16 protein-coding genes and 2 pseudogenes are annotated in these 12481 nt (G+C 70.1%); 13 read left to right on the top strand and 5 right to left on the bottom strand.

Annotation, left to right across the window (positions count from 1 at the left end; all coding sequences use genetic code 11):
* From AB0L59_RS14775 to AB0L59_RS14740, 8 genes are all read left to right on the top strand, one after another.
* A complete protein-coding gene (locus AB0L59_RS14775) occupies window positions 1-1245 on the top strand; it encodes a S53 family peptidase (RefSeq protein WP_365582783.1) in 1245 nt (414 codons plus the stop codon).
* A 446-nt stretch (window positions 1246-1691) separates the two neighbouring features.
* A complete protein-coding gene (locus AB0L59_RS14770; RefSeq protein ID WP_365582781.1) occupies window positions 1692-2651 on the top strand; it encodes an ATP-binding protein in 960 nt (319 codons plus the stop codon).
* 45 nt (window positions 2652-2696) lie between these two features.
* Window positions 2697-3089, top strand: a complete 393-nt coding sequence (locus tag AB0L59_RS14765; RefSeq protein ID WP_365582779.1) for an SCO5389 family protein — start codon at window positions 2697-2699, stop codon at window positions 3087-3089.
* A 309-nt stretch (window positions 3090-3398) separates the two neighbouring features.
* Complete coding sequence (locus tag AB0L59_RS14760; RefSeq protein ID WP_365582777.1) at window positions 3399-4370, top strand: zinc ABC transporter substrate-binding protein; 972 nt, start codon at window positions 3399-3401, stop codon at window positions 4368-4370.
* 9 nt (window positions 4371-4379) lie between these two features.
* A complete protein-coding gene (locus AB0L59_RS14755; protein WP_365582775.1) occupies window positions 4380-5321 on the top strand; it encodes a metal ABC transporter ATP-binding protein in 942 nt (313 codons plus the stop codon).
* Window positions 5308-6219, top strand: coding sequence for a metal ABC transporter permease (locus tag AB0L59_RS14750; protein ID WP_365582773.1), 912 nt, complete (start codon window positions 5308-5310; stop codon window positions 6217-6219). Before AB0L59_RS14755 ends, AB0L59_RS14750 begins: the two co-directional genes overlap by 14 nt.
* Window positions 6216-7094 (top strand): metal ABC transporter permease, encoded by an 879-nt coding sequence (locus AB0L59_RS14745; protein ID WP_365582771.1) that lies wholly within the window; start codon window positions 6216-6218, stop codon window positions 7092-7094. The genes AB0L59_RS14750 and AB0L59_RS14745 overlap by 4 nt, the downstream gene beginning before the upstream one ends.
* A 13-nt stretch (window positions 7095-7107) precedes the next feature.
* Window positions 7108-7566, top strand: coding sequence for a Fur family transcriptional regulator (locus AB0L59_RS14740; RefSeq protein WP_365582769.1), 459 nt, complete (start codon window positions 7108-7110; stop codon window positions 7564-7566).
* Window positions 7567-7598: 32 nt separating this feature from the next.
* Here AB0L59_RS14740 and AB0L59_RS14735 read toward each other — a convergent pair.
* Window positions 7599-8091: pseudogene (locus AB0L59_RS14735) on the bottom strand (cation transporter); the annotation flags it as partial.
* 3 nt (window positions 8092-8094) lie between these two features.
* Between AB0L59_RS14735 and AB0L59_RS14730 the strand changes: the two are divergent.
* The 3 genes and pseudogenes from AB0L59_RS14730 to infA all read left to right on the top strand — a co-directional run.
* Window positions 8095-8286 (top strand): annotated as a pseudogene (locus AB0L59_RS14730) (GTP-binding protein); the annotation flags it as partial.
* Window positions 8287-8537: 251 nt separating this feature from the next.
* Window positions 8538-9335: a GNAT family N-acetyltransferase gene (locus tag AB0L59_RS14725; RefSeq protein ID WP_365582767.1), complete on the top strand. Its 798-nt coding sequence runs from the start codon at window positions 8538-8540 to the stop codon at window positions 9333-9335.
* Between the two features lie 73 nt (window positions 9336-9408).
* Entirely contained in the window at window positions 9409-9633 is a 225-nt protein-coding gene (gene infA, locus AB0L59_RS14720) for a translation initiation factor IF-1 (protein WP_365582765.1), read from the top strand.
* Between the two features lie 83 nt (window positions 9634-9716).
* Here the strand turns inward: infA and rpsR are convergent, their stop codons facing one another.
* The 4 genes from rpsR to rpmG are packed head-to-tail and all read right to left on the bottom strand — an operon-like array spanning window position 9717 to window position 11573.
* Window positions 9717-9959, bottom strand: a complete 243-nt coding sequence (gene rpsR / locus AB0L59_RS14715) for a 30S ribosomal protein S18 (protein ID WP_365582763.1) — start codon at window positions 9957-9959, stop codon at window positions 9717-9719.
* Between the two features lie 20 nt (window positions 9960-9979).
* Complete coding sequence (locus AB0L59_RS14710; protein ID WP_365582761.1) at window positions 9980-11149, bottom strand: GTP-binding protein; 1170 nt, start codon at window positions 11147-11149, stop codon at window positions 9980-9982.
* Window positions 11146-11403 (bottom strand): type B 50S ribosomal protein L31, encoded by a 258-nt coding sequence (locus tag AB0L59_RS14705; RefSeq protein ID WP_053667035.1) that lies wholly within the window; start codon window positions 11401-11403, stop codon window positions 11146-11148. The genes AB0L59_RS14710 and AB0L59_RS14705 overlap by 4 nt, the downstream gene beginning before the upstream one ends.
* Before the next feature lie 5 nt (window positions 11404-11408).
* On the bottom strand, window positions 11409-11573 hold the full coding sequence (gene rpmG, locus AB0L59_RS14700; RefSeq protein ID WP_014150502.1) for a 50S ribosomal protein L33: 165 nt from the start codon (window positions 11571-11573) through the stop codon (window positions 11409-11411).
* An 81-nt stretch (window positions 11574-11654) separates the two neighbouring features.
* On the opposite strand from rpmG, the gene rpmB reads away from it, so the two are divergent.
* Window positions 11655-11891 carry a 50S ribosomal protein L28 gene (gene rpmB / locus AB0L59_RS14695; RefSeq protein ID WP_055709030.1) on the top strand — a complete coding sequence of 79 codons (237 nt, stop codon included), beginning with the start codon at window positions 11655-11657 and terminating at the stop codon, window positions 11889-11891.
* A complete protein-coding gene (gene rpsN / locus AB0L59_RS14690; RefSeq protein ID WP_365582758.1) occupies window positions 11891-12196 on the top strand; it encodes a 30S ribosomal protein S14 in 306 nt (101 codons plus the stop codon). Before rpmB ends, rpsN begins: the two co-directional genes overlap by 1 nt.
* The last annotated feature ends 285 nt before the right edge of the window (window positions 12197-12481 follow it).

Here is a 12481-nt window from a genome sequence, read left to right as displayed (position 1 = left end):
ATGCTCACATTCACCGTCACTGGCCTCACCATCGGCCTGGCCACCGGTGTCCAGGCCGCCGCTCTCTCGTCCGCCCCGCGCCCGTCCGCCTCCGCGGGGACGACGGGCTTCGGCTGCTTCCGTCCCTTGCAAGCGGGACAGGCCCGCTGTTTCGGCGTCATGAAGGCCCACCGCACTGCCTCGGGCCGCATGTCCCCGTTCACCACCGGATCCCCGACCACGATGGGGTACGTGCCGTCCGATCTGCGTTCCGCCTACCACCTGGGCGGTACCTCGGGATCCGGTCGAACGGTGGCGATCGTCGACGCCATGGACGACCCGAACGCCGAGTCCGACCTGGCCGCTTACCGCAGCGCCTACGGTCTGCCGTCGTGCACCCGCGCCAACGGCTGTTTTCGCAAGGTGAATCAGAGCGGGCAGGCATCGCCGCTGCCCTCGGGCGACTACGGATGGGCCGAGGAGATCAGCCTCGACCTCGACATGGTCTCGGCGACATGCCCGGGCTGCCACATCCTCCTGGTCGAGGCAAAATCGACGAACGTCGCGGATCTCGTGAAGGCCGAGGACACCGCCACCACCTCGGGCGTCGCCTCCGTCTCCAACAGCTGGGGCGGGTCCGAGGACAACACCATCACCTCCTTCGACTCGCACTTCAAGCACTCTGGCGTCGCGATCACAGCGAGCTCGGGTGACTCCGGTTACGGCGTCTCCTGGCCGGCCTCCTCCCCGTACGTCACCGCCGTGGGCGGCACCTCGCTGAGCAAGGCGGCCAACTCGCGCGGCTGGACCGAGACGGCGTGGAGCGGGGCGGGCTCGGGCTGCTCGGCGTACGAGGCCAAGCCGTCCTGGCAGCGTGACTCCGGATGCGCCAAGCGCACCGTCGCCGATGTGTCGGCGGTCGCCGACCCCGACACCGGGGTGGCGGTCTACGACACGTACAACAACTGCGGTGGCGGAATGCTGTGCGACACCGAGCTTCAGCTCGGCCTCGCCCAGGGTGCAGACGGATGGGTCGAGGTCGGAGGCACCAGCGTCTCGTCGCCGATCATCGCGAGCGTCTACGCCCTGGCCGGAAACACCTCTCAGGTCGTCAACGGCTCGTACCCGTACAGCCACACGTCGGCGCTCAACGACGTCACTTCGGGCAGCAACGGCTCCTGCGGCGGCAGTTACCTGTGCACCGCGAGGACCGGATACGACGGGCCGACCGGCCTCGGCACACCCAACGGCACCGGCGCCTTCTGACGGCGGCGCCGCCGACAAGGGCTGGGCGGGCGTCGCACTACTGCGACGCGCGCCCAGCCCTTGTCTCGTCTCAGTCCCCCCAGCCGATCGAAAACCACACGTCCTGCGGCAGTGCAGCACCCTCGCGAGGCAACCGGTGGAGACCATCACCCCGTGCGGGCACTCCCGCACCGCGCGGCGCAGGGCGTCCATCACCCGCTGCCTCGCGGTGGCACGGCATGAGCCGCAGACCACGAGGGTCAAAGGGCTGCTCCGACGACCGCCTGCGGTATCGCTCATCTCTGAGTCTCCTCCGTATGGGTGAAAAGGACCCCCTGTGTGCCGCTGCGTGGTCCCCAACCCGCTGTGGGAATCAGCCAGTTGCAGCTCCGGTGGTTTGACAGCACCCGACCGCACCACCAGCCTATGCGCATGACATCCATTTTCAATATGGGGAGTGGCTAACCATGCGCGTTGCCTTCGTCGGCAAGGGCGGCAGCGGCAAGACGACCCTGTCGGCCCTCTTCTCCCGTCACCTGGCGCACTCGGGAGCGCCGGTCGTCGCGATCGACGGCGACATCAACCAGCACCTGGCGTACGCCCTCGGCCTCGCCGAGGACGAGGTCTTCGCCGCGCCACCGCTCAGCGCGCGCACCGGTGAGATCAAGGAATACCTGCGCGGCACGAATCCGCGGATCCCTTCCATCGAAGCCATGGTGAAGACGACCCCGCCCGGACGCGGCTCCCGGCTGCTGCGGCTGCTCGGCGACGACGAGGTCCACAGCCACCACGTGCAGGAGGTCGGCGGCGTACCGCTCATGGTCACCGGCGCCTTCGAGGAGAGCGACCTGGGAGTGGCCTGCTACCACTCCAAGCTGGGCGCGGTCGAGCTGTACCTCAACCACGTCGTGGACGGACCCGGCGAGTACGTAGTCGTCGACATGACCGCCGGCGCCGACGCCTTCGCCTCCGGCCTGTTCACCCGCTTCGACATGACGTTCCTGATCGTCGAGCCGACCCGCAAGAGCGTCTCGGTGTACCGCCAGTACCGCGACCATGCGGCCGAGTTCAGCGTCCCCGTCGCCGTCGTCGGCAACAAGGTGACCGGGGAGGACGACCTACTCTTCCTCAAGGAGCACGTCGGCGACGATCTGCTCGCGCACTTCGCGCAGTCCTCCTACGTACGCGCCCAGGAACAGGACCGCGGCCACGGCGAGCTGGAGCCGCACAACACCCGCACCCTGGACCTGCTGCGCGCGGCCGTGGACGCCCGCCCCAAGGACTGGGCGGCCTTCCAGAAGCACGCCGTGGAGTTCCACCTGCGCAACGCCGCCGCCTGGGCCGACGAGGCCACCGGCCAGGACCTCGCCGCCCAGGTCGACCCGGACTTCCGGCACGGCCCCGCAGCCCTGACCGTCTTCGCCTGACCCCATCCCCTCCAGCAAGAGAACCACAGAACAGGACAGCCCTTCATGTCGCTCGACGTCTCCCCGCAGCTGCTCGCCGACGCCGAGAACGGCGAGATAGGAGAGCGGGACTTCGTGGAAACGGTGCGCACCTCCCTGCCGTACGCCTACGACCTCATCGCCCGCCTCGCCGAGGAACTGCGTTCCGGCACAGCGGAGTTCGCCATCAACCAGACCCCGCCGCCCTCCGAGAGGGAGCGCGGCCAGCTCCTGCGCGCCCTGTCCAGCGACGCCATCCGAGGCAGCCTGGAACGCCACTTCGGCATCGCCCTCGCCTTCCAGAACTGCCACCGTGTCGCGGCCTTCCACTCCGAGGCGCGCGGCGGCGCCACCCACATCCGCTTCACCTCGCTCCGGGCGCAGATCCTCAACCGGTCACCGGAGTTCCGCGACTGCTGAACCACTGGCGGTCGCGAGTGCCGACTGCCGGACCCGGCGTTCGGCAGTCAGGCCGCCCACTTCGGCCCCCTCGGCAGCCGTCGCCCACCAGGACACCCCGACCTTGTGAGCGACGCCAACGTTTGTCCCGGCGGCATCCGCCGCACCCCCTACCTGCGCAGCTCCGGGCAGTCGTACGCACGGTCAAAAGATGGCAACGGTTTTCATCTAACATTGATCTGAAAATCATTTCCACCTAGCGTCGAAGCGTCGCCACACGGTCGACGCGTGTCCGCCGCGCGCCCGGCAACGCCCGAAGGAGCTTCCCGCATGTCCACCGCCCCCGCCTCCCGTTCCGCCCGACCGACCGCGAGGATCGCACTGGTCACCGCGACGGCCGCCTTGACGGCCGTGACGGCGACCGCCTGCTCGACCTCCTCCTCGCACACCAGCAACACGGCCGCGACCGGCAGCGGCTCCGGCAAGACGATCCAGGTGGTGGCGGCGGAGAACTTCTGGGGCAGCATCGCCTCGCAGCTCGGCGGCAGCCACGTGAAGGTGACCAGCGTCATCAACAACCCGGACACCGACCCGCACGACTACGAGCCGACGGCTGCCGATGCCCGGACCGTGGCCGGCGCCCAGTACACGATCGTCAACGGCGTCGGCTACGACGCCTGGGCCGACAAGCTGCTCGCCTCCAACCCCGGCAGCGACCGGACCCAGCTCAAGGTCGGCGACCTGGTCGGGATCAAGCCGGGCGGCAACCCGCACCGCTGGTACTCCCCGGACGACGTCCACCAGGTGATCGAGAAGATCACCGCCGACTACAAGAAGATCGACCCGGCCGATGCCGCCTACTTCGACCAGCAGAAGACGACCTTCGAGACCAATACGCTCGGCGATTACTACAAGCTCATCACCGACATCAAGGCGAAGTACGCGGGCACCCCGATCGGTGCTTCCGAGTCCATCGTCACTCCGCTCGCCGATGGCTTGGGGCTGAAGATGCTCACGCCGGAGACGTTCCTGGACGCGATGAGCGAGGGGTCCGACCCCACGGCCAAGGACAAGGCCACCATCGACCAGCAGATCAAGAACAAGAAGATCAAGATCTACGTCTACAACTCGCAGAACTCCACGCCGGACGTGCAAGCGCAGGTCAAGGAGGCCAAGGCGCAGGGCATCCCGGTCGCCACGGTGACCGAGACCCTCACGCCCGCCGGGGCCTCCTTCCAGCAGTGGCAGACCACCCAGCTGCAGGGCATCGAGCAGGCCCTGGCCAAGGCCACCGGGAAGTGAACTGAAGCCATGAACCCGATAGCGAAGGCCCGCGAAGCCGTCACACACACCAGCGGCCACGCCGTCCCCGGCCGCCGAAGCGGGGGGCACGACACGGCCACAGGAGCAGGAAGCGATCCGGTGGTCGCCTTGCGCGGGGCCGCCGTGCGGGTCGACGGCCGGACGTTGTGGTCGGGTGTGGACCTTCGCCTCGGGGCCGGCGAGTTCACCGCCGTGCTCGGCCCCAACGGCGTCGGCAAGTCGACCATGATCAAGGTGCTGCTGGGCGCTCTGCCGGCGGCGGCCGGCGAGGTCCGGGTGCTCGGCGCCCGCCCCGGGCAGGCCAACGACCGCATCGGCTACCTGCCGCAGCGGCGCAGCTTCGACGCCAACCTGCGCATCCGCGGTGTGGACGTGGTGCGCATGGGCCTGGACGGTGACCGGTGGGGGGTGCCGCTCCCGCTCCCGAGCGCGCGTCGGCGGGCCGCCCGCGCGCGGATGGACGAGGTGATCGAGCTGGTCGGAGCGTCGGCGTACGCACACCGGCCGATCGGGCAATGTTCCGGCGGGGAGCAGCAGCGGCTGCTGATCGCCCAGGCGCTGGTCCGCCGACCGGAACTGCTGCTGCTGGACGAGCCGTTGGACAGCCTCGACCTACCCAACCAGAGCGCGGTCGCGGCGCTGATCGGGCGCATCTGCCATCACGAGGGCGTGTCGGTGGTCATGGTCGCCCATGACGTGAACCCGATACTCCACCACCTGGACCGGGTGGTGTACCTGGCCGAGGGCGGAGCCGCCACCGGCACACCGACCGAGGTCATCACCTCCGAGACACTGACCCGACTGTACGGCACACCGGTCGAGGTCCTGCGGACCTCGGACGGCCGGCTGGTCGTGGTGGGCCAGCCGGAGGCACCGGCCGTGCACACCGACCGGCACGACACCCCGGGGAGCGGTCATGCTGCCGGCTGAGACAGGGGCGCCAACCTGGTCGTGGAACCTCCTGACCGACTTCCAGGACATGTGGTCCTACCCCTTCATGGTCAACGCGTTCCGCGCCGGCGCGGTCGTGGCCGTGGTCTCCGCGGTCGTGGGGTGGTTCGTGGTGCTGCGGCGGCAGACGTTCGCCGCGCACACCGTCTCCGCCGTCGCCTTCCCCGGCGCCGCCGGGGCGCTCCTGCTCGGGTTCAGCGCGGTCTACGGCTACTTCGCCCTGTGCGTGGCCTCTGCACTGGTCATCGCTGCCCTGCGGGGCGGCGGTGAGCACGAGGAGTCGGCGCTGACGGGGACCGTGCAGGCGTTCCTGCTCGCGGCCGGGTTCCTGTTCACCGCCCTGTACAGAGGGCTGCTGGAGGGGCCGCAGACCATCCTCTTCGGCACCTTTCTGGGGATCACCTCCTCCCAGGTGACCGTGCTGACGGTGGTCGGTGCGGTGGTGCTCGCGGTGCTGACGCTGATCGGGCGGCCGCTGCTGTTCGCATCCGTCGACCCGCAGGTCGCCGACGGGCGCGGGGTACCGGTCCGCGCCCTGTCGGTGGTCTTCCTCGTCCTGCTCGGTGCGGCCACCGCCGAGGCGAGCCAGATCACCGGGACCCTCCTGGTCTTCGCCCTCATGGTGATCCCGGCCGCCACCGCGCAAGTCCTCACCGTCCGCCCGGCGTTGAGCCTGGCCCTGGCCGTCCTGCTGGCCTTCGCCGCGACCTGGCTGGGGCTGACCGCCGCCTACTACTCGCCCTACCCCCTGGGCTTCTTCGTGACGACCATCGCCTTCGCGGGCTACCTGCTCGCCCTGGGCCGGCGCTCACTGCGCGAGGCACTCGCCCGCACCCGGGCCGGCGCCGCGCCCACTGCCAAGGAGGTGGTCGCATGACCGTCCTGCTCGCCGCCTCCCCGTTGTCCCACCCGTTCTTCCTGCACGCCTTCCTCGCGGGTACCGCCATCGCCGCGGCCTGCGGACTGGTCGGCTACTTCCTGGTGCTGCGGGCCCAGGTCTTCACCGGCGACGCGCTCAGCCATGTCGCCTTCACCGGTGCGATGGCGGCTCTCGCCTTCGGTGCCGACCTTCGCCTCGGGCTGTTCGCCGCCACCATCGCCATGGCGCTGCTCTTCGGCACCCTCGGCCGCAAGGCCCGACCCGACGACGTGGTCATCGGGAGCGTCTTCTCCTGGATCCTTGGCCTGGGCGCCTTCTTCATCACCCTCTACACGACCTCGCGCAGCACCACCAACGGCACCGCCGGCGTCAGCGTCCTGTTCGGCTCCGTCTTCGGCATCTCCGCCGGCAGCGCAGTCGTCGCCGCCCTGGTGGCCACCGCGGTCGGCCTGCTGGTCGTCCTCATCGCCCGGCCGCTGATGTTCGCCACGCTCGACGAGGCCGTGGCCGCAGCCCGCGGGGTACCGGTCCGGCTGCTCGGGTACGGCTTCCTCGCCCTGGCCGGGGTCAGCGCCGGCGAGGCCACCCAGGCGGTCGGTTCCCTGCTCCTGCTCGGCCTGCTCGCCGCCCCCGCCGGTGCCGCGATCCGGCTCACCGACCGCCCCTACCGTGCGCTCGCCCTCTCCGCCGGCCTGGCGGTGCTGGAGATGTGGGCGGGGCTGTTCGCCTCGTACTCGGTGCCGAAGATGCCGCCGAGCTTCGCCATCATGGCCGCCGCCACAGCTGTCTACGCCTCGACGTTCCTGATACGACGGCCCGCCTCCGATCCTCCTACGGCTGGTACGCACACCGCCGTCCCCACCGGCACATGAGCGAAGGCACCCGATGGCATCCGACCGCCAGCGCACCCCCACCCCGTCGCACGACGTCACGCTGATCGGCCGCCTCACCCAGCAACGCACCATCGTGGTCGAGGCGCTCATCCGGGCCGACGGCTTCGTCGGCGCCCAGGCCCTCCATAACCGGCTCGCCGGCGCCGGCTCACCGGTCGGCCTCTCCACGGTCTACCGCACGCTGACCGCCCTGGCCTCCGTCGGCCGGGCCGACATGGTGCGCGACACCAGCGGCGAACGCCTCTTCCGCTACCGCCCGGGACACGAACACCGCCACTACCTCATCTGCACCGACTGCGGCCTGAGCCGGGCCGTCGACTCCGGCCCGGTGGAGGAATGGGCGGACACCGTCGCGCAGACCTCCGGGTTCGCGAACGTCCGGCACACGGTGGAGTTGTCCGGGGTGTGCCCGGACTGCGGCCGACGGCAGGCTGCGGACGAGCGCCGGTGAATGCCGGCGCCCTCCCTTTCCCGGAGTCTCCGTCAAGGGCAGCAGTCGCACCCCGGAGCACAGCCGCAGGCATCCGACTCCCTTTGGCCGGCGCCCGGCTCGACGGCCGACGGCGTTGCGCAGCATCCCTCCCCACGCCACGCGTCACGCCCCTCCTTCACCGCGACCGCGGCGATGACCAGGGCAGCGAGCGGATCGGCCCACGACCAGCCGAACACGGCGTTGACGAGGAGGCCCACCAGCAGGACCGCCGACAAATAGGTGCACAGCAGGGTCTGCTTGGAGTCGGCCGAGGTCTCCTCCGCCGCCACCGTCGCCCGGCAGTTCTCCGCCCGTGAGCACGCGGTGCGCGAGGCCCGCGAGAAGACCGCGTTGCGAATCATCGCGCTGTCGTACTTCGCGCTCGCCGCCTACGATGACGGAGTCGAGACCGAAACCGATCAGCGCGGTGGGCGAAGCCAGGGTCCCGGCCGTGAGGGCGACGGCCGCCTCGACGGCGTTGTAGGTGATGGTCGCGGCGACCAGAGCCCCGAGTGCCAGGAACTGGTCTTCATCGGCGCGCACCTGCACCCGGATGCGCTGCACGCGGCCCTGGCCGACTGCCTCATGGCCGACCGCGAGAGCCCGCCGCCCACGGACCCGTTCCCCACCTGGGACACCTACGGCATCGACGACGCCTGCGAGGATGAGCATCCCGGACTCGTGGCGGCGGGGCCCTGAGGACCCCGGGCCGGGCGGCGAACACAGCCGCGGCGCCGCCCGGCCCGGTATGGACACCAAGAGCTCCGGACAAATGCGTTGGGCTGACCGGCCCCGGCTGATAGCGTCTGGGCAGCCGTGAGAGAACGCGAGGAGGTGAGACCCATGAAGGCTGTATCCATGTGGGTGCTCCCCCATGTCGTCACGGTGGGCGATTGACGTAGGTGTCGCCGGGAGCGCCTCCAACAAGGCACTCATGAGAGGCAACACCTATGAACTTTGTGCATTCCACTCCGGGCACGGACCACCATCCGGTTGTGGTCACGCGGGTCTCGGAAACGCAGTGGCACGCTGTGGAGGACGACTTGACGGTCGGCCGCGGCGTCGCTTCGCGTCGGCCCGACGGGCGGCTTTTCGTATGCATCGACGCGTGGCACGGCGCGGTCTTCGACCGCATCGCCGACGCGATGCTGGCGGACCTGCCGACACCGCTGTACACGGTCGTCGACGAGGCCGACCACGACTCGAGGTCCGCCTGGGAGCGGGCCGGCTTCGCCACCGCACGCCGCGAGTGGGGCTATTTCGTGCCCACCGATCCGCAGGTCACCGGGCTCGGCTCGGCGCGGCCGCCGTCGGGCGTGGCGATCGTGCCCGCCGGTGAGGCGGAGGAGGGCCCGCTGCGCGCCCTGGACCGCCTCATCCGCGACGAGGTCGAGGCCACCGTCGGATGGCGGACGATGCCGGCCGAGGTGCTGCCCCGCCCTGCGGGGGCCACCGTGCTCGATCCGTCGAAATACGCGGTGGCAAGGCACTTGGACCAGTACGTGGGACTGGTGAGGGTGGCCCCGCTGACCCGGCAGCCACGGATCGGGCTGGTCGCCGTCCGGACCGACAGACACCGCCGCGGCATCGCCCGGGCGCTGCTGGCCCACGCGCTGGGTTCGCTGCACCACTCCGGGACCGCTTCGGCATGGGCCGAGGTGAATGAGTTTAACGCGGCGGCCACCGCCCTGTTCGAGAGCATCGGTGCCCGGCGCGCGGCCAGCACCCTGGAACTCGTCCGCCACTGACGCGCCGCCGCATCGTACCGAGCGACCGTTTCGTACCGAATTCGCCGTCACAGAACGGGAGAAGTGAGAGACCATGACAAAGGCAGCAGGGGGCGTAGAAGCCGAAGGCACCGTCGTCGAGTGCCTGCGCAATGCCACCTTCAAGGTGGAGCTCCAGAACGGGCACAGGGTGCTCGCCCACATCAGCGGGAAGATCCGGAAGAACCGCATCAAGATCCTCCCGTACGACCGAGTGCTTGTGGAACTCAGCCCCTACGACCTCACCCGCGGCCGGATCCGCTACCGGTACAGGGCGTAACGGATGGAGCCAGCGTCTTCGGGACCACCCGGTAGGGCAAGTAGCCGCGGTGGTTCCGCTGCCTCCCGCACCTGGCCGTCGTCCTATCGGCAGCCGTAGGGCAGGAGCGCCATCTCGCGTGCGTTCTTGATGGCCTGCGCTATCCGCCGCTGCTGCTGACGCGACACGTGGGTCACCCGACGACTGCGGATCTTTCCACGGTCGGAGATGAACTTCCGCAGCAAATCGGTGTCCTTGTAGTCGATGTAGGTGATGCCGGCGGCGTCCAGCGGGTTGGTGCGCTGACGCTTGGCAGTCTGACGCCGGATACTTGTGCGTCGGGTCATGGGGAGGTCGGTCCTCTCTTTCAGGTCACGGGGTCGAGCAAGCCGTCAAAGGCGTGCGGGAGTTGCTTCCAGCGGTCCCTGCCCGCCGCGTACTCGTCGTCGGTGAGCAGGCAGGAGTCGAGCAGGGCCGACAGGCCGTCGCGGTCCAGGCCGGGCGAGGTGAAGGTGAGGTACTGGCAGCGGTCACCGTGTTCCGGGTGCCAGTCCACGGAGGCGGCGAGGCGGCGCTCGGCGGGCACCATCTCCCAGGCGGCGTCGGGCAGAGCTGCCAGCCAGGGCCCGGCCGACTCCACGCACAGCGCGCCGCCGGCGGCGTCCCAGGACAGCAGGGTGTCGGGGCGGTCCGCCAGCCAGAACCGCCCCCGGCTGCGCGCGGCGGCGCAGGTGAGGTCCTCAAGCGCCGCGTACAGGCGCTGCGGATGGAAGGGCCGTTCGCGCCGCCAGACGAAGGTGCTCACCCCGTGCTCGTCGCGCGACTGCGGCAGCAGCGCGCACGCGGGATGCACACGGGCGGCGGCCGCTGCCACGTTGAAGCCCGCCAACAACGCTGCCACCAGGGCGCCGTCGCTCTCCACCCGTACGCTTCGTGCGCCTGGTGTGAGCTGGGCGAGCAGCGCGTGGTCGGTGTCGTCGGCGACCTCGTCACATGACTCGTCCTCGCCGAGGGCGATCACCGTGGGGTACTCCAGCTGCCGGGCGAAGGTGTCGGCGACCGTGCGCCGGTCGGTCGGCGCGGCGGCGAGGCCGACGTCGGCCAGGTCGTCGCCGTTGGACAGGTAGGGCAGGACGAGTGCGGGGTCGACCGCGGTGGAGACCCCGGTCAGGGCCAGCGGTGCGCCCACGGCGGCGATGACCCCGGCCATGGCCTGGGGCTCGACGGAGTCCCACAGTTCCACGACGGCCAGCCGGTACGTTCCCTCCGCCGCGAGCCGCAGCAGTTCGGGGGCGAGATCCTCGCGAAGTGCGCAGCACGCGCAGTCATTCACCAGGGGTGCGTCGCCACTGCCCAGCAGACCGTCCGCGTCGCGCACCGTCCGGTGCACCGCGCTGTCGACGGCGGACGTCAGGTCGTGGTGAAGCGCGACCGAGCCGGGGACCGTACGCAGGATCTCCTCGACGGCAGCCCGGCGGGCGTCCGTGTGCAACCCGCCGACGATCGCCACCGGCAGCCGCGCCTCGTCCCTGTTCACGGCTCGCTCCGTCCGCGTCCGTACCGCCGTTCGAAGCGCTCGACCCGCCCCGCGGTGTCCAGGACCCGCTGGGTGCCGGTGTAGAAGGGGTGGCTCGCCGAGGAGATCTCGACGTCGATGACCGGGTAGGTGTTGCCGTCCTCCCATTCGACGGTCTTGTCGCTCGTGGCCGTGGACCGGGTGAGGAAGGCGTAGTCGGCGGCCCGGTCGCGGAAGACGACCGGGCGGTACTCGGGGTGGATTCCGGGCTTCACGGCTCTCAGCGCTCCTCACGGAAGTCGACGTGGCGGCCGGCGACCGGGTCGTACTTGCGCAGGGTGAGCCGGTCGGGGTTGTTACGGCGGTTCTTGCGGGTCACGTAGGTGTAGCCGGTACCGGCGGTGGACCTCAGCTTGATGATCGGGCGCAGTTCGTTACGGGCCATGAACAGCACTATACAAGAGATTGGTTTTCATTTTCATCTGGCGCTAGTGTGCTGCTGCATCCACCCCAAGGAGGAACAGCCATGTCCGCCCACTGCCAACTCACCGGCCGGCAGCCTGGCTTCGGCCATCACATCTCCCGCTCGCACCGGCGGAGCAAGCGCCGCTTCGACCCCAACGTCCAGAGCAAGCGCTACTGGCTGCCGAGCGAGGGCCGGCACGTCCGGCTCGCGCTTTCCGCCAAGGGCATCAAGACGGTCGACACGATCGGCATCGAGGCCGCGGTGGCCCGCATCCGCGCCCGTGGAGGAAAGGTCTGATGGCGAAGAAGAGCAAGATCGCGAAGAACGAGCAGCGGCGCCTCACCGTGGCCCGATACGCCGCGCGCCGCGCCGCATTGAAGGCGATCATCGCGCTCCCCGGAAGCTCCGACGAGGACCGCGCCGCCGCCCAGCGGGAACTACGCCGGCATCCCCGCGACGCCAGCTCCACCCGCCTGCGCAATCGCGATTCCGTGGACGGCCGCCCCCGCGGCTACCTGCGTGCCTTCGGCCTGACCCGCATCCGCGTACGCGAGATGGCCCACGCGGGCGAGCTCCCTGGCGTGACCAACAGCAGTTGGTGACCCGGCACGCCAGTGGCTCACCACGGGCGCGCCGGCCACGCAGCCCGAATCTGTACCCGGTTTCGAACACGCCTTCCGCCACTCTGAACGGCGGGCGGGCGGCGGCACCGGCTCGTGGCGTTCTGCAACGAGCCGGTGGGTACGGCCTACCCCGCACGCGGACGGCTTCCGCGTGCGGGGTAGGCCGTACTCGTACGCGGTGCTGGTGGTGGTCTCGGCGGTGTCGACGTGCAGGTAGAAGGTGAGCGTGGCCTTGCAGCCGGCCGGGATCGTCACCGACTGGGA

The sequence above is a fragment of the Streptomyces sp. NPDC052109 genome, assembly GCF_040680195.1.
Classification (GTDB): Bacteria; Actinomycetota; Actinomycetes; order Streptomycetales; family Streptomycetaceae; genus Streptomyces.
This window is presented reverse-complemented; position numbering and strand designations above follow the sequence as displayed.